The 17,852-nt window shown below is 64.8% G+C and carries 21 protein-coding genes and 2 pseudogenes; 9 read left to right on the top strand and 14 right to left on the bottom strand.

From position 1 onward, the window contains the following. Window positions 1-107 precede the first annotated feature (107 nt). On the top strand, window positions 108-962 hold the full coding sequence (locus HALKA_RS0107865) for an IS5 family transposase (protein WP_026190217.1): 855 nt from the start codon (window positions 108-110) through the stop codon (window positions 960-962). A 39-nt stretch (window positions 963-1,001) separates the two neighbouring features. Continuing rightward, a complete protein-coding gene (locus HALKA_RS0107860) occupies window positions 1,002-1,631 on the top strand; it encodes a cysteine hydrolase family protein (protein ID WP_018257463.1) in 630 nt (209 codons plus the stop codon). A gap of 155 nt (window positions 1,632-1,786) precedes the next feature. Here HALKA_RS0107860 and HALKA_RS0107855 read toward each other — a convergent pair whose 3' ends face one another. Together HALKA_RS0107855 and HALKA_RS21610 are read right to left on the bottom strand one after the other, a co-directional pair. Next, the gene (locus tag HALKA_RS0107855; protein WP_018257462.1) at window positions 1,787-2,386 is read right to left on the bottom strand and encodes a helix-turn-helix domain-containing protein; all 600 of its coding nucleotides are present in this window, start codon (window positions 2,384-2,386) and stop codon (window positions 1,787-1,789) included. A 343-nt stretch (window positions 2,387-2,729) separates the two neighbouring features. Beyond that, the gene (locus HALKA_RS21610) at window positions 2,730-3,467 is read right to left on the bottom strand and encodes a putative ATP-dependent zinc protease (RefSeq protein ID WP_245545359.1); all 738 of its coding nucleotides are present in this window, start codon (window positions 3,465-3,467) and stop codon (window positions 2,730-2,732) included. On the opposite strand from HALKA_RS21610, the gene HALKA_RS0107840 reads away from it, so the two are divergent. Then, window positions 3,357-4,238, top strand: coding sequence for a hypothetical protein (locus HALKA_RS0107840; RefSeq protein WP_018257460.1), 882 nt, complete (start codon window positions 3,357-3,359; stop codon window positions 4,236-4,238). The genes HALKA_RS21610 and HALKA_RS0107840 overlap by 111 nt on opposite strands. Before the next feature lie 76 nt (window positions 4,239-4,314). Continuing rightward, window positions 4,315-5,841, top strand: a complete 1,527-nt coding sequence (locus HALKA_RS0107835; RefSeq protein WP_018257459.1) for an ATP-binding protein — start codon at window positions 4,315-4,317, stop codon at window positions 5,839-5,841. Between the two features lie 82 nt (window positions 5,842-5,923). On the opposite strand, the gene HALKA_RS0107830 is transcribed toward HALKA_RS0107835, so the two are convergent. From HALKA_RS0107830 to HALKA_RS0107815, 4 genes are all read right to left on the bottom strand, one after another. After that, window positions 5,924-7,141, bottom strand: coding sequence for an MFS transporter (locus tag HALKA_RS0107830; RefSeq protein ID WP_026190215.1), 1,218 nt, complete (start codon window positions 7,139-7,141; stop codon window positions 5,924-5,926). 169 nt (window positions 7,142-7,310) lie between these two features. Beyond that, window positions 7,311-8,261 carry a sulfite exporter TauE/SafE family protein gene (locus HALKA_RS0107825; protein WP_018257457.1) on the bottom strand — a complete coding sequence of 317 codons (951 nt, stop codon included), beginning with the start codon at window positions 8,259-8,261 and terminating at the stop codon, window positions 7,311-7,313. 3 nt (window positions 8,262-8,264) lie between these two features. Continuing rightward, window positions 8,265-8,822 carry a carboxymuconolactone decarboxylase family protein gene (locus tag HALKA_RS0107820; RefSeq protein WP_018257456.1) on the bottom strand — a complete coding sequence of 186 codons (558 nt, stop codon included), beginning with the start codon at window positions 8,820-8,822 and terminating at the stop codon, window positions 8,265-8,267. Between the two features lie 74 nt (window positions 8,823-8,896). Continuing rightward, window positions 8,897-9,391, bottom strand: a complete 495-nt coding sequence (locus HALKA_RS0107815) for a redoxin domain-containing protein (protein ID WP_018257455.1) — start codon at window positions 9,389-9,391, stop codon at window positions 8,897-8,899. Between the two features lie 174 nt (window positions 9,392-9,565). Between HALKA_RS0107815 and HALKA_RS0107810 the strand changes: the two genes are divergently transcribed. After that, a complete protein-coding gene (locus HALKA_RS0107810) occupies window positions 9,566-9,940 on the top strand; it encodes a hypothetical protein (RefSeq protein WP_018257454.1) in 375 nt (124 codons plus the stop codon). 191 nt (window positions 9,941-10,131) lie between these two features. On the opposite strand, the gene HALKA_RS0107805 is transcribed toward HALKA_RS0107810, so the two are convergent. Beyond that, window positions 10,132-10,563 carry a hypothetical protein gene (locus tag HALKA_RS0107805; RefSeq protein ID WP_026190213.1) on the bottom strand — a complete coding sequence of 144 codons (432 nt, stop codon included), beginning with the start codon at window positions 10,561-10,563 and terminating at the stop codon, window positions 10,132-10,134. Window positions 10,564-10,740: 177 nt separating this feature from the next. Between HALKA_RS0107805 and HALKA_RS0107800 the strand changes: the two are divergent. Together HALKA_RS0107800 and HALKA_RS0107795 are read left to right on the top strand one after the other, a co-directional pair. Beyond that, window positions 10,741-10,899 (top strand): annotated as a pseudogene (locus tag HALKA_RS0107800) (bile acid:sodium symporter family protein); the annotation flags it as partial. An 88-nt stretch (window positions 10,900-10,987) separates the two neighbouring features. Beyond that, entirely contained in the window at window positions 10,988-11,707 is a 720-nt protein-coding gene (locus HALKA_RS0107795) for an SDR family NAD(P)-dependent oxidoreductase (RefSeq protein WP_018257451.1), read from the top strand. A gap of 117 nt (window positions 11,708-11,824) precedes the next feature. Here the strand turns inward: HALKA_RS0107795 and HALKA_RS19380 are convergent. After that, a pseudogene (locus HALKA_RS19380) lies at window positions 11,825-13,053 on the bottom strand (IS701 family transposase). Between the two features lie 167 nt (window positions 13,054-13,220). On the opposite strand from HALKA_RS19380, the gene HALKA_RS22355 reads away from it, so the two are divergent. Beyond that, the gene (locus tag HALKA_RS22355; RefSeq protein ID WP_155119435.1) at window positions 13,221-13,355 is read left to right on the top strand and encodes a rubrerythrin-like domain-containing protein; all 135 of its coding nucleotides are present in this window, start codon (window positions 13,221-13,223) and stop codon (window positions 13,353-13,355) included. 3 nt (window positions 13,356-13,358) lie between these two features. Here the strand turns inward: HALKA_RS22355 and HALKA_RS0107785 are convergent, their stop codons facing one another. From HALKA_RS0107785 to HALKA_RS0107760, 6 genes are all read right to left on the bottom strand, one after another. Then, the gene (locus tag HALKA_RS0107785) at window positions 13,359-13,895 is read right to left on the bottom strand and encodes a GTP-dependent dephospho-CoA kinase family protein (protein WP_018257449.1); all 537 of its coding nucleotides are present in this window, start codon (window positions 13,893-13,895) and stop codon (window positions 13,359-13,361) included. A gap of 1 nt (window position 13,896) precedes the next feature. After that, window positions 13,897-14,094 (bottom strand): transcription elongation factor subunit Spt4, encoded by a 198-nt coding sequence (gene spt4 / locus HALKA_RS0107780; RefSeq protein WP_015761706.1) that lies wholly within the window; start codon window positions 14,092-14,094, stop codon window positions 13,897-13,899. Beyond that, window positions 14,094-14,672 (bottom strand): DNA-directed RNA polymerase, encoded by a 579-nt coding sequence (locus HALKA_RS0107775; RefSeq protein ID WP_018257448.1) that lies wholly within the window; start codon window positions 14,670-14,672, stop codon window positions 14,094-14,096. Before HALKA_RS0107775 ends, spt4 begins: the two co-directional genes overlap by 1 nt. Before the next feature lies 1 nt (window position 14,673). Beyond that, on the bottom strand, window positions 14,674-15,051 hold the full coding sequence (locus HALKA_RS0107770) for a DUF188 domain-containing protein (protein WP_018257447.1): 378 nt from the start codon (window positions 15,049-15,051) through the stop codon (window positions 14,674-14,676). Beyond that, window positions 15,048-16,280 carry a translation initiation factor IF-2 subunit gamma gene (locus tag HALKA_RS0107765; protein ID WP_018257446.1) on the bottom strand — a complete coding sequence of 411 codons (1,233 nt, stop codon included), beginning with the start codon at window positions 16,278-16,280 and terminating at the stop codon, window positions 15,048-15,050. The genes HALKA_RS0107770 and HALKA_RS0107765 overlap by 4 nt, the downstream gene beginning before the upstream one ends. Before the next feature lie 110 nt (window positions 16,281-16,390). After that, entirely contained in the window at window positions 16,391-16,804 is a 414-nt protein-coding gene (locus tag HALKA_RS0107760) for a response regulator (RefSeq protein WP_018257445.1), read from the bottom strand. A 94-nt stretch (window positions 16,805-16,898) separates the two neighbouring features. Here HALKA_RS0107760 and HALKA_RS0107755 point away from each other — a divergent pair, with 94 nt between their 5' ends. Then, window positions 16,899-17,846, top strand: coding sequence for a DUF5787 family protein (locus HALKA_RS0107755; RefSeq protein WP_026190211.1), 948 nt, complete (start codon window positions 16,899-16,901; stop codon window positions 17,844-17,846). The last annotated feature ends 6 nt before the right edge of the window (window positions 17,847-17,852 follow it).

Here is a 17,852-nt window from a genome sequence, read left to right as displayed (position 1 = left end):
GTTAATAGTGCGATACAATCGGGTGGTATTCACCCGTTCGAAATATACTCTCTCACGGCCGTGTTTAGACGCTAGTAAGAGCGGCTAAATATCTAACTTACTAGGAAGTGAAGCGGGAAAAGCCGGTTGTGTCTACACAGCTCGCCCGCTTCACTGATCGGGTTGTCTCGCTTGCTCAAAAAGCCGTCGTCGGCGAACCGGATCCAGCGTACGAAGAAGGAGAAAACGGCTACGCAGATTGGGTGATCGTCGCGCTTCACGGTCTCCGCGAGTATCTTGATCACACGTATCGGCGGTTGCTGGACGTGCTCCACGAAATGCATGGAATTGTCGCCAAACTCGGCCTAGCGGTGGCTAATCTGCCTGATTTCACGACCGTGTGTACACGCAAGCAGGACCTGGAAATGCGTATCTGGCGTGTCTTGCTGCGGCTGTCGGCGGAGTTGCACGATCTTGGCGATGTTCAGGCGATCGACGCAACCGGCATGGATCGGATAGCCGCCAGCCAACACTACGCAAAACGGACGAATTACACGTTCGAGGCGGTGAAAACGACCCTCCTCAGTGATTGCAAGACAGGTGCGATTCTAGATATACATTGCTCGATGAAACAACCGCACGATTCTAAGATCGGCTGGCAAATGGTCAAACGCAACCTCGACAAACTGAATATTCTTACAGCTGACAAGGGCTACGACTGGTGGCTCCTCCGCCAAAGGCTCCGTGCTGAAGGCGTCAAACCGGTGATTAAGCACCGCGAATTCGGCTGGCACGGCGTCGCCAACAATTTCTTGCAAGATGATACGATCTACCATCAACGCTCGAACGCCGAATCCACGTTTTTCGCGCTGCGACGCAAATACGGCGAGATCGTTCGGGCTCGAACCTGGTTCGGTCAGTTCCGCGAACTCGTTCTGAAATGTGCTGTCAGAAACATCGAACTCAGCGTCAGCCACTCATGACCGTGAAATCACGCGTCTAAACAAGGCCGATGGATAACTATGAGCGAACTCGAACTGAACGCGGACGACACGGCCGTACTGATCATCGACCCGCAGATCGACTTCCTGAAGCCCGAGAGCGTCATCTGGGACAAAGTCGGCGAGACCGTTGAGGAGAACGCGGTCGTCGACAAGCTCCGGCGACTCCGCGAGGCCGCACGCGAGGGAGACGTTCTGGTCGTCTACTCGCCCCACGAGTACGAGGACGCGGAGTACGAGAGCTGGGAACACCTGAACACGATCGACCAGATCATGTTCGACACGCGCATGTTCGACGTCGCGGGAGAGGGTGCGGACTTCGTTCCGGAGCTCGAACCCGACGACAACACGTTCGTGCTCTCGCCGCACAAGCAACTGTCCGGTTTCTGGAGCAACGACGTGCAGATACAGCTCCGCCAGCGCGGGATTGACACGCTCGTGCTCGCGGGCATGAGCGCGAATCTCTGTGTCGAGTCACACCTCCGCGACGCCGTCGAGAACGGCTTCGAGGTGCTGACCGTCACCGACGCGACCGCCGCGGCCGGTGAGGAGGCACTCGAGGCCGCGCTCACGAACTACGGCTTCATCGCCCACGAGACCGCGACGACCGACGAGGTCGTCGACCGACTCTCCGCGGCGAGCGGCGAGTAGCGTCACACCGCCGGCGAAGGCGCAGTCGGAGCGCCGGGGGGAGAGTTCCCCGGCCCTCTCGGCGGTCCCCGCTTCATACGGATTGTTGTAGCGATGTACCGGTAATCGTCTCCCCCGTGACGACGGTCACCGGTACGCAACTACGATAAACCGTATCACTCCCCGTCGAACGACTCCCAGAACATCTCCGGAAGCTCCTGATCCGGGTTCTCCTCGAGATAGTCCTGTTTGGTCAGGTTCGCGTCCTCGATGAGGGCGGCGGCCTCGCCAGCCCAGACGTAGAAGCCGATCAGGGTCTCGCGTCGCATCCGTTCGAGATCGACCGAGTGATAGACGTTGACCACGCCGCCCTCCTCGCGGTTCAGTTCGGAGCGGCGAAGCAGTCCCAGCTCGACGAGGGTGTTGAGGTATCGCGTGACGGTGCTCCGATCGTATTCGAGCGACTCGGCGACTTCGTTCGCCGACAAGGGGCCTTCACCGATGACACAGAGACAGATATCGAGTCCCGCCTTTGGCAGCCCGAAGGCCTGAAGCAGTACCTGCTTGACGTCCGGCGGCTTGACGCTCATTTCCACGTCGGTCACGCGCTCCATCGGCCTATCGTGACAGGACATCGGAGGCTCGTCCCGGCCGAGTGCGAGGACCACGTTATCACAGTCGGGACACTCGTAGAGATCGTAGCGGCTGGACGTCGGATCGTACTGTACCTCGTCGGGCTGTTCTTTTTCGGACTGACTCGCCTCTTGATCTGTCATTAATCATCTCTCTCCATTTGGGTGCTAGTTGCGCGGAGTGCGAATTAATACTGTTCCTCTCTCGTTACTGCTGGTGCGACGTGGAGGCGTCGACGATCACCACCTCGGCGGTATCGAGTGCAGGCAGTTGCTCGCCGGTAACCGCCACCACACACGCCCACTGGGCTCTCTTCGAGCTAATTCATAGGCTTCCAACCCGCTCAGGTGTGCTTCGATTGTCGATCTGTCGGCTTCGAGTGTCGCTGCGAGTGCTTCGGTGGATATCGTCTCTGCTCGCTCCGCATCACTTACGGCGGCGAGCTGTTCCAGAACGGCCCGTCTCGTGATACTCATCTCACGCACCCTATTCCTCCACCATCTTACTGATCTCGAGCGTGTAGGCTTCGAGGACATCTCGACCGAGCAGGACGGGATAGGTCATCTCCGCCCGGTCAGTAATACTGGCCGTGACGGTCCGCCATCGCCCGTTCAGGCAGAGGCCCACGTCGACCAGCGGTCTGGTTTCTGTCTCGCTTCCCGTCCCCGACCGAACGTCTGTCGTCCCGACCAGCGGCCCGGTACCGATTCGACCGGCGAGGTCCGTGTCGATACTGGTCCGCTGGGCTCCGATATCGGACTTCGCAATCGCCTGCTCTGCTCCGTCACGGCCGTTGGTTCGTATTCGGGAAGTGCAATTCCAGTGGCTCCGGTGCCGCCTGATCGTCGCTCGCCCAGGTAACCGACCGGTTAGCGGATCACGCGGGCGTATGAAACAGTTATAATAAGGGTCAGCGAACGCCCACCGAGAGCGCGGAGCAGGATAGCGCGTCCCCTTCGACCGGACCGGCCGCGTGGCTCGTTGCGGACGGTCCCGTCGTTCGCGAGCGTCTAGGCTCGTCGGGGCGGTACCGGGCTCCGCCCAGCCGCTCGGACGGCCCCGACAAATCCGGCGTCGACGGGGCGCGGGAACGCTCACCGCGGAGCACAGTCGATGACCGAATGGGACAGCGACAGCGGACACACGCTGGTCGAACGCGGCTCGAACCTCCGACGAGCGGTGGCTGAACTGGTCGATCAGGAGTTCGAGTACTCGACGGGGCATCTGACGGCGATCCTCAACACGTGCCTGTTCGCGCCGTCGCTACTGACGTTCTGGTTGGTCAACGGGATCCTCGATTTCTCGACGGCCGTCGCGATCGGCGCCGTCACGTCGCCCGCCGGCCTCCAGGTTCGGCTGGTGGCGTACCTCCTGCTCGTGCCGGTGTTCCTGCTGACGCGCGTGATCATCCACCTGCTCCATCCGACCCACCGGGCCCAGATCCTCGCCGGGTCGTGTCCGAACACCCGGCTGATGAGTCTCGATTGGTTCAGCATGGGGATCCTGGCGACGGGACTCCCGCTCGCCATCCAGCGTCTCGGCCCCTGGCTCGCGCTGAACGGGACGATCCTGCTGGGTGTGTTCGTCCTCCCGCGGTTCGCGCCGGCCCGGCTGGCGGGGTCGATCAAGATCGGCGCGATCGGTGTCGCGATCGCGCTGTTCCTCTACGCCAGCTACGGCGCAGTCGTTCCCCGGGTCCCACACCCGGCGTCGGTACTGGGGCCGCTCGCGACGCTGACGCTCACGGAGTCGACGACCGGCTGGCTGGTGCGGGCGTTCAACAGCGCGCTGGTCGGGCCCCTCTTGGTCGGCGTATTCGGCGTGGCGATGAACATCCTCCTGACGCGGCCGGAACTGACCACCATCCCGCTGTTGCACCACTCGCTCCCCAGCCGGGATCCGGCGCTCGTCGTGGCGACCAACGCCGCCGCCGGCACGCTGTTCTACCTCCTCGTGGTCGGCGGCACGACCGGTCAGCTGTTCCTCGTCCCGTGACCGCTCGGGCGCCGCCTTCGTTACCTGGACCACAGTTACTGATTTCCGTGTGGGCAGTGAGGTGCGTACAATTGCTATGACAGGAGAGGAGCCAGCGCCTGCGGAGGGGCGGCCGGTTCGCGTGCTGTACGTCGGGCGGGAGGGCGAGCCGCCGCCGGTGTCGCTGGCGGGAGATCTCGCCGTCGGAGCGGTGACGGCCGTGTCCGATCCCGCCGACGTCCCCGATCGGATCACCGAGGAGCCGGTCGACTGCCTCGTCAGCCGGTACCGGCTCCCGGAAGGCGACGGCCTGCAGTTACTTCAGCGCGTCCGGGAGCGGGATCGATCGCTCCCGTTCGCGCTCGTCACGGACGCGGGCGACGAGGCGCTCGCGGCCGACGCCATCGGTGGGGGCGTGACCGACTACGTCGTCAACGACGGGGACGCGGAACAGCTCGTGCTGGGAGAGGCGGTCTCGGCGGCGATCCGCAGCCGTCGGGGAGGCGGTGACGGGACCGACGAGCGCTACGCGAAGATCTTCGAGCACAGCAACGACGCGATCATGGTCGTCGACGTGGACCGGGAACGGTTCCTCGAGGTCAACCCGGCGGCCTGTGAGATGCTGGGGTACGACCGCGCCGAACTCCTGTCGCTCGCTCCCGCCGACATCCACCCGGGGGACATCGACCGGCTCCGCGAGGAGTTCATCGCGGCGGTCCGCTCGGAGGGCGTCGGCTTCACGACCGATCTGACCTGTCTCACGAAGGGCGGCGTCGAGATCCCGACTGAGATCTCCGCGGCCATGCTGGAGACGGCACCCGACAGCGACCGGGCGCGGACGATGGTCGCGATCCTCCGGGACACCGCCGAGCGGGACGCGTACCGGGCCGAACTCCGCCGGGAGATCGAGCGCCTGGACCGGTTCACGCGGGTCGTTTCGCACGACCTCAGGAACCCGATGAACGTCGCAATCGGTCGCCTCGATGTCGTCCGAGACGAGTACGAGAGCGAGCACCTCGAGGCGATCGAGCGGGCTCTGGAGCGGATGGAGCGGCTAATCGAGGACCTGCTGGCGGGCGCGAGTGAGAGTGGGGCGGTCGAGAGCGTCGAGCCGCTCACCCTCGAGGCGGTCGCCCGGCGGTGCTGGAACAACGTCGAGACGGGAGACGCACGCCTCGTCGTCGAGACCGACCGGACGATCCGGGCCGACGACACCCGGCTCGTCCGACTGCTGGAGAACCTCTTCCGGAACGCCGTCGAACACGGAGTATCCGATGAGCAGAGCTCATCGAGCTCTGACTCACAGGCTCATCAGGACGCCGTGGAGCAGAGCGACGACCCGGTGACGGTGGCCGTGAGCACGCTTGAGGGTGGCTTCGCCGTCGTCGACGACGGCCCCGGGATCCCGGCCGACGAGCGCGATCAAATCTTCGAGCCGGGGTACTCCAGCCGCCCGGGCGGGACCGGACTCGGCCTGTCGATCGTGCGACGCATCGCCGAGGCCCACGACTGGGAGGTCGGCGTCAGCGCGGGCGCCGAAATCGACGACGCGCCCCTGGACCCGCCGGGGACGCGGTTCGAGTTCACGGACGTCGAGATCGTCGACGAGCGGGGCGGGGACTGATACTACCGGCTGTACGTCTGCGACGGCTGTCGCGATCCCCCGGGTTGCGAATATCTCGAACCGGTTACGGCCGGCAGTCTGATTATCCCCGGCCGCCAGCCAGCCGGTCGGCCTCGGGGAGCGACCGCAGCCACAGCATCGCGGCCGTCCCGACGAGCGGGCCGAGAACGAGTGGTGCGAAAGCCCATCGCCAGCCGACGACGCCCTGCACGACGGGGATCAGCTGGATGGAGCCGATCGTGATGAGAAAGCCGACGGCGGTCTGCAGGGTCAGCGCGGAGCCGACGTAACTCCCGTCGGCGAGTTCCGAGACGGTGGCCGAAAACTGCGCGGAGTCGGCGACGACGAAGAACCCCCAGACGAGGACGAACGGGACGACGACGAGCAGCGACGAGCCGTAGACGACCCCGGCGAGCAGACACGCAGCGCCCGAGATCCCCATCGAGACGCTCGTCACCAGGGACCGTCCCCAGCGATCGGCGGCCGAGCCCGCGAGCCAGGCCCCCGCTCCGCCGATCGCGATCGTCCCGAACGCGAGCAGCGCCGCGAGTCGCTGCGCGTTCGCCACGCCGCCGGCCTCGAGGCTGGCCGCGAGATAGATCGGTATCCAGGTCCAGACCGCGTACAGCTCCCACATATGTCCGAAGTACCCGGTGTTGGCCAGGACGACACCACGATCGGTGACGACGCGCCGGATCGCGCCTGGATCGAATGGCGCCGTCTCGGGCTGGTACGGGCCGTCCTCGTAGGCGAGGACGAGGAGTCCGCCGAGCGCCGCGAGTCCCGCCGTTCCGTAGAGGACGAGGTCGGGCCTGCCGACACCACCGATCCACCGGAGGAGATGCGGGGACGCCGAGCCGACGGTGAGCGCGCCGACGAGGACCCCGATCGCGAACCCGCGCCCCTCGTCGAACCACGCGGCCATCATCTTCATCCCGGTCGGATAGACGCCCGCCAGGGCGACGCCGGTGAGGAACCGGAGCACGATCGCCGGGACGCCGCTCGAGACGAATCCGGCGATCAGTGCCGTCGCACCGGCGCCGGCGAGCGCAGAGCCGGCGAAGAGGTATCGGGGCGGGACGACGTCCGCGATCGTGAGCGACGCCGACAGCAGCGCACCGACGACGAACCCGAGCTGGACGGCGTTGGTCAGCCACGCTGTCTCGGCGGCTGAGAGGTCCCACGCCGTGGCCAACTCCGGACCGACCGCCGTGCCGCTGAACCACAGCGTCATCGCGAACAGCTCCGCGGTCCCGACGAGGACGAGCGCACGCCACTTGCCGTCGGCGACGGCAGTCATCATCGTCCCTCGATGCTCGCTCGGGCGCATCGAAGCCCTCGACCGGTCGGGGTTGCCCGTTCCCCCCGACTGGCGACGACGATCCCTATCGGTCCCGATCGCGTCCCGGACGACCGATCCGTCGGAACGTTCGCGAACTCCCCGTTCCCGCCGACCGCGCCGTGTCCCATTACACCAGCACCTCCAGTCCGAGGACGATCCCGCCAACTAGCCCGAAGACGACGCCGAGACCGGTCTCCATCAGCTCGCTCGGGACGTACTTCCCCACGCGGGTACCGATCGTTCCACCGACCAGCACGCCCGGGATCGACCACGCGACGACGTACCAGACCGGCGTCGCCGTCAGGGCGTGGACGACCGCGCCCGCGACTGCGGTGATGCCGAGCACGAACACGCTCGTCGCGACGGCGACGCGGGGCGGGAGCCGACACCGGACGATCAGCTGCGTGGTGACGATCTCCGGCAGGCCGGCGCTGATCAGGCCGGTGACGAACCCGCCCAGCGTCGACAGCGCCACGCCGGGCACCCGCCAACAGGTGTCGTAGATGAACGTCTCGCCGTCGGCGCTCTCGACGGTCGTGGTCCCGTGGCCGCTGTTTTTCTCCCTGAGGAACGCACCCTCAGCCTGGCCCGGTTCGTAGTCTTCGGGGGACTCGTAGTAGATCAGGAAGCCACCGAGCGACAGCAGGCCGACGCCGAAGAGGATCTTGAGGATCGTCGGATCGACGTAGTGGGCGGCCAGGGCGCCGATGATGATCGCCGGTACCGACCCCAAGAGCAGCCACTTTGCTGTCCGGAAGTCGACGACGCGTTGCCTGACGTACGAGCGCAGGCCGTTGCCCATCCCGAACACCTCGGTGAGCAGGCCGGCCCCGATCGCCTGGGAGGGCGTCAGCCCGACGACGAGCATAAAGAACGGGCTGAAAAACAGCGCCCCCGAGACGCCAGCCGAGAGCGCGACCGTCGCGAAGACGATCGACGCCGGGAAGATCCACCAGTGGGCGAGGAACTGGTCCATTGGGAACCCGGCCGACAGGAACTGTCCCGAAACGACTGCCATCGCCGTCGTTCCGGCGGCAGCGAGGCCGACGAAGCGGCCGGCGTCGACTGGCACCGCCATACGTCAGGCGAACAGATCGGCGATCGTCTCGTCGTCGGGGGTCCAGCCGACGAACTCCCCGCCCTCGAAGGGCAGCTCGACCGCCGCGACGTAGTTACACAGGCCGACGTAGAAGTCGACCAGCAGCCCCACGGCGACGATCTCGTCCGGGTCGTAGGCCGTTTCGAGCGCCGCGTGGATCTGGTCGGTGACGTCGCCGGCGGCGACGGCCTCGGCGTACTGCAGCAGGACGAACTCCTCGTCGTCGAACACGGAGAAGTCCCCGCCGCCGATGGCACGCATCTCCGCGGTCGTCACGCCCTTGTCGCGGGCGATATCGACGTGCTGGTGCCACTCGTAGCGTGCGCCTCTTGTGGCGGCGACCGTGAGGATTACCAGCTCCTTCGTCCGCGGGGTCAGCTGGTCGTAGAGCGTGTTCAGGTACTCGAGGGTCGCCTTGAGGACCTCCGGATTGTGGGCCCACACCCGGAAGATGTGCCGATCGCCGAGATAGTCGTCGGTGAACAGATAGTGATACTCCTCAGGGATGTCCTCGATATCGAGCAGGTCGAGTCGCGTCATACTCCACCGAACGCGATCGGGTTTCATAACCGTAGCTCACCCGAGCGTAACAGGGTGGGCGCGGGCTCGCGTTCTCACGAGTCCCCCTTCACGTCGTCGACGACGTCTTTGATTGCCTCCCACTCGGGCTGCTCGTCGGGCGCGTCTGCGACCCAGCGATACCGGACTGATCCGGTCTGGTCGACGACGAACACGGCCCGTCTGGCCACGCGACGGTGCCCCTGCCGCTCGTCGGTCAGGATGCCGTAGGACTCGGCGACGCTCCCGTCGTTGTCGGAGAGCAGCGGGTACTCGAGCCCTTCCTGTCGAGCGAACTCGCCGTGACTGAACACGCTATCGGTCGAGATCCCGAACGTGTGGACCTGCTCGTCGAGGTCGAACCACGCGAGGTCGTGCAGCTCACAGACGTTACGACGACACTCGGGGTGGAAGTCGAACAGGTAGAAATTGAGTACCGCCGGCCCAGTCTCGAGGCGCTCGGAAAGCGTGACGGTCTCGATGTCGCTCGACTCGGCTCCCCGGATCCCCTGGAGCGTGAAATCCGGTGCGGTATCTCCGAGTTCCAACATTATCAGCAAACCACGCGTATCAGTACTAAATACTACCGTAACGCCGCGGTAACCTCGACAGTCTGTGATCCGTTCTATGCCTCTCGTCCCCGTCCCCCGTGGGCAGTTACCCGCTGCTCATCGGGTTACGGCATTGAAAAATACGATTAAATACGTCCTCACCAACAAGTGGACGTGAACGATACGAAAAGCGGCGACGGATGGACAGTCGAAGTGACTGACGGAACGATGATCTGGGAGTTCCTGCCGGGAATGGAACTCTCAGTGTTCGGCGACGAGGCATTCGAAACCTTCGAGGAACTGCTCGCTCGCGATGATATCACCGGGATGATGACTGTCGTCAAACTGGACGACCCGTTCACTCCGGAGGTGTTCGATATCTGGGAACGATCGGCCGAGTACGCCGACAACGCCGGCATTGACCGCTGGGCGGTCGTCGCCGACGGCATCAAGGCCATCTCCCTGCGGGGAAAGATCGACACGGGTGATCTCGAGACGCTGACGACCGAGAACCGAACCGAGGCCGTCGAGTGGACGAGCGACGAGTAGCGGTTCTCTCGGCCGGTATCCATCCACTTACTGCCCGTGTCTTCCGCACCCTCCTGTTACGGAGCACCGTCGCGATTTACCGGTGAGTGTCTCTCCCGTGGCGACGATCACCGGGAAGCAACAACGACAAGCCGTATCGGTTGTGGCGTTTTGTCACCGTCACTCTCGGACCGCCGGCCCGTGTCGACGCTCTAGAGCGGCACGTACGTCATCATCGCCCCGAGAACGAGACCGTATACGAAGTGAAATAGCGCAAACATTCCTACCATCCCGGGTTCTGGCTCCATTGCGAGCACGACGCGCATCCAGAAGATCGCACCGACGACCGTCAGTCCGAGCGCGAAGACGACGGCCCACAGCAGGCTCGTCCCGAGCGCGCCTGCCCCAACGCCGAGCCCGAGCGCGGTCACGCCCACGGCGAAGGCCACACCGGCACCGATCCCGTACAGCAGGTGTAACACCATCCCCTGCATCATGTACGACTCCGGTCCCTCGTCACCGACGTACTTCGCCCACAGCGACGCAGTGGGTGGCGGGGAGTCGTCGCCCAGTGCCATCATGAACATCGTCATAACGATCGTTGCGACCAATCCGCTGACCAAACCGCTGAGTATGCTAACCATGATTTGCGTCCGGATTCGCATCCGGTTACCTCTAGTAATCCTGTCGTCACTTCCCTTATTAAATGGGCTGTAACGCCGCCGGGACCTGGTTTCACGCGGGTAACGCGAATCTCCGTGACGACGAGGTAGCCGTCACCAGGGTCAGACATGGATATCCAGGACCTACTGTCACGGAATGCGGTTCTGTCAGTCGAGATTCGGGGTTTCGCCGTCGCTGCGGCACTGATCATCGCGGCGGGACTCCCGACGGTCGCGTCACTCCCAGCCGTCGACTTCGGTGTCGTCGAAATGGCGACCAGTGCCGGGCTCGCACGGCGGTTCGGCAGTTCGGACTGACCGGGTGACGCATCGGTTGGCCGGTCAAAAATGGAAGGTTCACACCGACTGGGACCACGATTTTCAGCCCGGATGCCGAATCGGATGTATGACCCGCACAGCAGTCATCGCTGGCGTCGGACCAGGCCTTGGAGCGTCACTTGCACGAAAATTTGCGTCTGAAGGGTGTCGAGTCGCTCTCTTTGCCCGGTCCGCGGCGTACATCGAAGAACTGGCGGACGACCTCCCTGAACCGGGCGAGGGGCTAGCCGTCCAGACCGGCCTCGCCGAGGTCGACCAGATTCGAGACGGGTTCGACGCAGTCCGTGACGCCTTCGGGTCCGTCGACGCCCTCGTCAATCACGCGAGCGCTGCCGCCTGGAAGGGGCTCATGGACATCGACGAAGCAGAGTTCGAGCAGGTGTGGGCACTCAACGGTCGCGGTGCGTTCGTCTGCTCGCAGGAAGCCGTCGGCGACATGCTCGGTGCGGACGGCGGAACCGTGATCTTCACCGGCGCGACCTCGTCCGTGCGGAGCCTCGGCGGTGCGGTCGGATTCACGGCGGCGAAGTTCGCCGCTCGTGGGATGGCGATGGACATCGCCCAGGAGTACGGTCCCGAAGGGGTCCACGCCGCCCACGTCGTCGTCGACGGCCAGATCGACACGCCGGGCGTCCGCGAGCGGTTCGGCGACCGCGACGACGACACGTTCCTCGATCCCGACGAGATGGCCGAGACCTACTGGCACATCGTCGAGCGGGACGACGTCGGGACCCAGCCCTTCGAGGTCCACATCACGAACGGCCCGCGAAATTCGGAGTTCATCTAGCGGGCGTCGATCCTCAGTCGATCACATCGGGTTAGAGGAAGTGTCTGCTTGGATGCGGTGTGAAGCCTACCCAAGCAGACAGCGAGATAGAGGAAGAGCACCTGCTTAATTTTGTCCTCAGCTTTGAACGTTAGCGTCGGCTGTTGAGTGAACGAAGAGGTGATCGATCTCCTCCATGAGGTCATCGACGCCACGATCATTGTTGTCTCGAACCCACGAGAGGAGGTTGTAAACGGCTTCTTTCAGGGAGTGCTCAAGGTTCGCTCGAAGCGATGACGCTTTCGAGCGAACCGTCCCCAAGGCGCTCGATTCGGGATCAAGACGAACGAGACTGTAGGCAGCCATCAGAAGGTGCCAGTGCCGACTGGCACCTTCGTCGGTCTGCATCTCGCAGTCTCCCAAGCCGAGATCCTGCTTCGAGTCCTCGAAGAACGTCTCGATGCGCCACCGCATCCCGTAGGAGCGAATAATGTGCTCGGTCGGTGCGTCGATCTTGTTCGTAGCGAGGTACTTGACCGGGTTCTCTTCGTCTTCTTTGTCGGTTTTTTTTTTTCAGCGAGGACCAGCTTCACGTCTCCCAACTGGGAGACGGGAAGCTTCTTCGTCCAGATGTGGTAGATTTCGTCCTCAACGTTACGCTCAACCGTGTCGATGCGCTCTTCCAGCGCATCGACGCGGATCACTTCTCCGCCGTAGGTCACCTGTCGATTGCTCCGGAGCGGGCCAATCCAGTCCTTGTCGTATGATTCGATGAGTTCAGGAAGGCCGGAGTTGTGGGCGAACCACGAGTCGAAGAGGTAGGTGTCCGCCGGGACACCTACCTCGTCTTCGAGTTCTGTGACGATATCGCGGGCGAGGTCGTACTTAGTGTCGTGGTCTTGGCCGTCTCCATCCTGTTTTTCGTAGAGGCGGAAAGTGAGCGGATAGGCGGTTTTGTCGTCAGCGTAGAAGGCGTAGATGAGGTCTTGGCCCCAGACAGTGTCGCCTTGGGCGTGATCGTAGAAGCGACCGACGCCGGGGACGTCGTCCCCGGCTTTCTCGGTGATCGTGTCGTCGAGGATGATGTAGCCATCCTTCGACCAGCGCGTTTCACCGTGTTTTTGGAGTTCTTCGAGGCGTTCGTGGTTGAATTGCTGTTCGTCCCAGTCGTACTCGGTGAGGAACTTGTTGAGAGCGCGTTTGTCTCCAGCTGGAAGGACTTCGCGTGCGATACCTGCCACGGTCTTGTTGCTGGCCGCAACAAGACCTGTGGCGTAGGTTTTGGCGTGATAGCGTTGCGCCGGTGAGAGCGACTCGAACTCGTCGAACACACGCATACACGACAAGAAGTCCGTAATCGGCATCATCCGTCTTCGCTACCGCCTATGTCACGCTCCAACTTCAACGTTCAAAGCTGAGTTTTCTAGTCAAGTATCCTCTGATCTTTAGATCTACGTCGCTCACCACAGGAGTCTGATGACTGTGTCTTCAGTCACCATCCCAGTACTGTCTGCAGACTCAACAGAGCAGATAGATACCACACGAGGACGGCGAACACGTCCACGAGTGCCGCCGCTGTGATCAGCGCGTCCACACGGAACACGCACCGCAGGAGTGTGAGGCGTGTGGCGGGGCGATGCGGGCCGTCCACGCGGCGAACGCGGAGTAGCGACTACGACAGCGCCGCCAGCAGCTCGTCGGCGGGTCCGTCCATCCGTCCGATGAGGTCCCGGCAGCGCTCGCGGGCGGCCGCGTCGGCGGTCACCAGCACCATCCCCTCGTCGGGCTGGCCGTAGACGACGCTCGCGCCTTCTGGAACGGCGAGCACCGCCGGCAGCGCCGCCAGATCCTCCTCGCCGTCGACCCGGATCAGCGTCGTCCCGTCCTCGCCGAGCCCCCGGCTGAGCGCGCCGATCAGGGGGCCGGTGATCGTCCCAGCCGGGTTGTCGACGGTCCGGCAGTGGTCGAACCCGCCGACGGCGTCTCGAACCTCCGGATCGACCGCGGTGCGCTTGGTGCGATCGTCGACGAACGCGACCGCTGGCGTGTAGCCGGCCTCCAGCAGGTGGTAGGTGACGATGTCGCCGACGGCGACGATCGGTTCGGCGGCGACCGTCAGCAGTTCGTCGGCGTCGGTGTAGATCGGACCCAGCGGCTCCTTGAGTTCGTGGCGTAGCGACGACGGGAGGTCGAGGCGGAGCGAAGACACGTTAGCGGACTTTCAGTGCGTACTGGCCGGACTCGGTCACTTCCATCTCCTCGGCGATCTCGGAGGTCTCGGGGTGGGCGATGACGACGTAGCCGGCCCAGTCTTCGGTCAGCGAGGTCGAGCCACAGATCTCGCAGGACTCTTCGGCTTCGGAGGGCTGGACGCGGTGACAGTCACGACAGACGAGGCGATCAGCCATCAGCTATCACCGGCTTCCGCCTCGGCGGCGCGTTTCTCCCGTTCCTCCTGGAGCCAGCCGTGCTTGCCCAGCCCGACCTGCTTGGCCGTGAGGCCGATCTTGGAGTCGCGGGGGTTGCGCTCGTCGATGCTCTTGGTGACGATGCGTGCGCGGACGGCGTCGCCGGTCCCCAGGGTCCGGTTGGACTCGCGGGAGGCGAGCGCCTGTCCCTCCTCGTCGTAGGCCAGATACTCATCAGAGATCTGGGAGACGTGGAGCAGGCCGTCGACCGGCCCGATGCCGACGAAGGCACCGAAGTTGACCACTTCGACGACCTCGCCGTCGACGACTTCCTGCATCTGTGGGTCGAAGGTGAGCGCGTCGAACTCTGCCTCGTAGTAGACGCCGGGCTTGTTCGGGAGCACTGCCCCTTCACCGATGTCCGTGACATCGATGACGGAGACGATCGAGCCCACGTCTTCGTCCATTCGTCCTTCGAGCTTGTCCTGCAGGAGCTTCTTGACCAGATCCGGAGACACGTCTGCGAGGTGCCGCGGGGGCACTTCGACCGTGTCGCGGAGTCGAACCCGTTTGTACATGTTATGGTTGAGTAATGGCGAGTTTGTTCCGGCCCCTTAAACTAATTACTGGAACGCCACGGTCCAGCAACCGTCGTCTGAGGGGTGCGTCGTTCGTCACGGCGTGTGTCACGTCGTCGTCGCCGGCCAGTTCGACCACCGCGTCGTCCGCGTAGTCGGCCGCCGCCTCCCGGACCGAACAGCGGTCCGCGAGATCCCGGCCCACGCTGGCCGCGGTCGCTTCCGCCCCCGCGCCCGCCGAGAGTTTGTCGAGTTCGGCGAGGACGGACCGAGGGACGAGACAGTCGGTCTCGTCGAATCCGAGGCGATCGAGTTCCGCGAACAGACGGACGTTGCATTCGACCGGCATCATGAGTGCGTTCGTGTCCAGGAGGATCATTCCCGGAGCGTGCCGACGCCGATGAGCCGCCATCGAGCGCCGACACGTCGGTTGATCGCGATCTTCGCGCCGGCCTCGGCACAGACCGGCCGCTTGAGTGCGACTTCGCACTCGCCGCCGCGAGCGCTCGTGACCGAGCCGACCGTCGTCGCGGTCCCGATCGTCAACATGAGCGGTTCGCCGGTCGAGATCGCTTCGACCTCGCCGCCGTCCTCGCCGACGATGCGTTCGAGCAGGTCGACGTCCATCTCGAAGCGCTCGTGGGTCGGCGGGAGCGTGCCGGGCGGTCCGGCCACGCGGCCGGCCAGCGCGTCACCTTTGGTGATCGACGGATCGAGTCCGGTACCGACGCCCAGCAGCCCGCCGGGGGTGGCGGCGTCGACAGACTCGCCGCCGGCCTGGAGCGATCGCACGTCGGTCGTCACCGGCTGCCACTCGCTCTGGCCGCCCTCCTCGACCTCGCGGCCGGGGCGGAGTTCGATCTCGTCGTCGGCTTCGAGCTGGCCGTCGACCAGCGAGCCACCGAGGACCCCGCCCTTGAGGTTCTCCCAGGTCGTTCCCGGACGGTTGATGTCGAAGCTCCGTGCGACGAGCATCCGCGCGTCGGCGTCGGGGTCGCGCTCCGGCGTCGGAATCTCGCGTTCGATCGCGTCGATGAGCACGTCGAGGTTCACCTCCTGGCCCGCGCTGATCGGGACGATCGGCGCGTCTTCGGCGACGGTGCCGGAGACGAACTCCTCGATCTGCTCGTAGTTGTCCTGGGCGCGCTCGCGGTCGACCAGGTCGACCTTGTTCTGAGCGATGACGATGTTGTCGATGCCGATGATGTCCAGTGCCATCAGGTGCTCTTCGGTCTGTGCCTGTGGCACGTCCTCAGTCGCGGAGACGACGAGGACGGCACCGTCCATGATGGCAGCACCCGAAAGCATCGTCGCCATCAGCGTCTCGTGACCCGGCGCGTCGACGAAAGAGACCGTCCGCAACGGCTCGGTGTCGACGCCGTGTTCTTCACAGTGCTCGGCCGCGGTGAACGCATCGGGTTCGTCGGCATCGGGACAGCGACGGAACGTGGCGTCCGCGTAGCCCAGACGGATAGAGATACCGCGCTTCATCTCCTCTGAGTGCTGGTCCGTCCATTCGCCTGAGAGAGCCTGGACCAGCGTCGTCTTCCCGTGGTCGACGTGGCCGACGAGTCCGATGTTCACCTCCGGTTGGTTGTGCGATGTCATCTCGGGAGTAATCTTGGTAGAGGTTCGCCCCCTGCGAGTGATAAACCTACTGTTTCGGCCACACAGCGGTCGCTTGGGAGCACGACGCACGATTCGACCGGACGCGGCTGTCAGACGGAGTCGGCGGCCGTGCGCCGACGGATGTGTGTGGCCATCGCCGCGTACTGTTTGGTCGAGACCTGCTTGTGGACGTAGTCGACCTCCGCGTCGCGCGCCTCGATCATCAGCTCGGCGTCGCCGTCGCTCGTATAGAGGATGCGGACGGCGTCGGGGACCCGCTCTCGGACGCGTTCGAGGAAGGTCAGCCCGTCCATCTGTGGCATGTGATAGTCACTGACCACGCAGTCGAAACGGTCGTCCAGCGCGTCGAGCCCCTGGCCGACGCTGGTCGCCGTCGCTACCTGGAGGTCGTCGCCGGTCCGTTCGAGATAGGTCCCGACCAGCTCTGCCATCTGTGGCTCGTCGTCGACCACCAGTACGTCGATCGCTCTCGCGTTCCCACCGCCGTCACCCACGGATGCCATCTCCCCCCAACTATTCCCCGCCACGGTATAAAATACCATGCTGCTTAGAGCGGTCGCCGCGCCGTTTTTGGCCGTCGCCGCCCTGGACGACGGTGTGCGCGAGTTTGCTTTCGAGGTCGGGCTCTGTCGAGCGATCGAGCGCGACGGGATCGTGGCCCGCCAGCTCGGGGCGAGCGTCCACGGCCGACGCGTGCTCGACGTCGTCCAGATCGAGCCCGGTCCGGCATTCGAGGACCGTGCGGCGATCACGCCCGAACGCCTCCCGAGTGCGGCCGTCGAGGCCGACGTGGGGCCGGGCCGGGCCCGCTACTGGAAAGACGCCTTCGACTGCCACCCGGAGCGGGCCGAGCGCGCCCTCGAACTGGCGAGCGAGCGCGGCTTCTTCGAGCGCGAGCGACACAACGGTCGCACGTACGTCCGCCAGACGACGCGCTATCCCGACTGGTTCGACCGCCTCGTCGCCGTCGAGAACAAGCCCGACCTCGATCGGCCGGGCGATCTGGAGCGCCAGTTGCGAACCGACGTGTCGCTGGCGGCCGTCGACGCGGTCGTCCTCGCGACGGCCTCCCACGTCACCCGCGCCCACCTCAACCGGCTGCCAGCGGAAGTCGGCGTCTGGCGGTTCGATCCCGAGACCGGCGACCGCGAGGTGCGCCGCGAGCCCGCCCAGCTCCCGGTCGACGAGCCCGGCGTCGAACTCGTCGCCCAGGAGCCCGGACGGACGGGGATCCGGATCGTCAGCGCCCAAGAGAAGGCGCGGCTCCGCCGCCGCATCGCCGAGCGGGCCTACGGGAAGGGGTGGCGATCCTACGACCTGCCGCCGTGTGAGCGCTGTTCGCCCGACGACGACGGCCTGCCCTACTGCGAGTGGAAGGAGCGACCGGTCCAGGCCAACAGCGAGTGCGACAGCGACTGTGGCGGGTTCGAGCCCGCCGAGCCCCCCGAGGTCGACGCCGACCGGCTGCGGGCCGAGCGGACGCCCTGGGACCCCGATCCGGAAGGGAGAGCGCGCCGACAGTCGGGACTCGACCGGTTCTTGTGACGACAG

It is taken from the genome of Halomicrobium katesii DSM 19301 (assembly GCF_000379085.1).
Taxonomy (GTDB): Archaea; Halobacteriota; Halobacteria; order Halobacteriales; family Haloarculaceae; genus Halomicrobium; species Halomicrobium katesii.
The sequence above is the reverse complement of the archived record's forward strand: the minus strand, read 5'-3'. Positions and strand labels throughout refer to the sequence as shown.

What these genes read in the sequence shown, in the direction of transcription:
- HALKA_RS0107860 (WP_018257463.1), top strand. Translation starts at nt 1,002, where the DNA reads ATGAGCGAACTCGAACTGAACGCGGACGACACGGCCGTACTGATCATC.
- HALKA_RS0107855 (WP_018257462.1), bottom strand. Translation starts at nt 2,386, where the DNA reads ATGACAGATCAAGAGGCGAGTCAGTCCGAAAAAGAACAGCCCGACGAG.
- HALKA_RS0107840 (WP_018257460.1), top strand. Translation starts at nt 3,357, where the DNA reads ATGACCGAATGGGACAGCGACAGCGGACACACGCTGGTCGAACGCGGC.
- HALKA_RS21610 (WP_245545359.1), bottom strand. Translation starts at nt 3,467, where the DNA reads ATGCCCCGTCGAGTACTCGAACTCCTGATCGACCAGTTCAGCCACCGC.
- HALKA_RS0107835 (WP_018257459.1), top strand. Translation starts at nt 4,315, where the DNA reads ATGACAGGAGAGGAGCCAGCGCCTGCGGAGGGGCGGCCGGTTCGCGTG.
- HALKA_RS0107830 (WP_026190215.1), bottom strand. Translation starts at nt 7,141, where the DNA reads ATGACTGCCGTCGCCGACGGCAAGTGGCGTGCGCTCGTCCTCGTCGGG.
- HALKA_RS0107825 (WP_018257457.1), bottom strand. Translation starts at nt 8,261, where the DNA reads ATGGCGGTGCCAGTCGACGCCGGCCGCTTCGTCGGCCTCGCTGCCGCC.
- HALKA_RS0107820 (WP_018257456.1), bottom strand. Translation starts at nt 8,822, where the DNA reads ATGACGCGACTCGACCTGCTCGATATCGAGGACATCCCTGAGGAGTAT.
- HALKA_RS0107815 (WP_018257455.1), bottom strand. Translation starts at nt 9,391, where the DNA reads ATGTTGGAACTCGGAGATACCGCACCGGATTTCACGCTCCAGGGGATC.
- HALKA_RS0107805 (WP_026190213.1), bottom strand. Translation starts at nt 10,563, where the DNA reads ATGGTTAGCATACTCAGCGGTTTGGTCAGCGGATTGGTCGCAACGATC.
- HALKA_RS0107795 (WP_018257451.1), top strand. Translation starts at nt 10,988, where the DNA reads ATGACCCGCACAGCAGTCATCGCTGGCGTCGGACCAGGCCTTGGAGCG.
- spt4 (WP_015761706.1), bottom strand. Translation starts at nt 14,094, where the DNA reads ATGGCTGATCGCCTCGTCTGTCGTGACTGTCACCGCGTCCAGCCCTCC.
- HALKA_RS0107775 (WP_018257448.1), bottom strand. Translation starts at nt 14,672, where the DNA reads ATGTACAAACGGGTTCGACTCCGCGACACGGTCGAAGTGCCCCCGCGG.
- HALKA_RS0107770 (WP_018257447.1), bottom strand. Translation starts at nt 15,051, where the DNA reads ATGATCCTCCTGGACACGAACGCACTCATGATGCCGGTCGAATGCAAC.
- HALKA_RS0107765 (WP_018257446.1), bottom strand. Translation starts at nt 16,280, where the DNA reads ATGACATCGCACAACCAACCGGAGGTGAACATCGGACTCGTCGGCCAC.
- HALKA_RS0107760 (WP_018257445.1), bottom strand. Translation starts at nt 16,804, where the DNA reads ATGGCATCCGTGGGTGACGGCGGTGGGAACGCGAGAGCGATCGACGTA.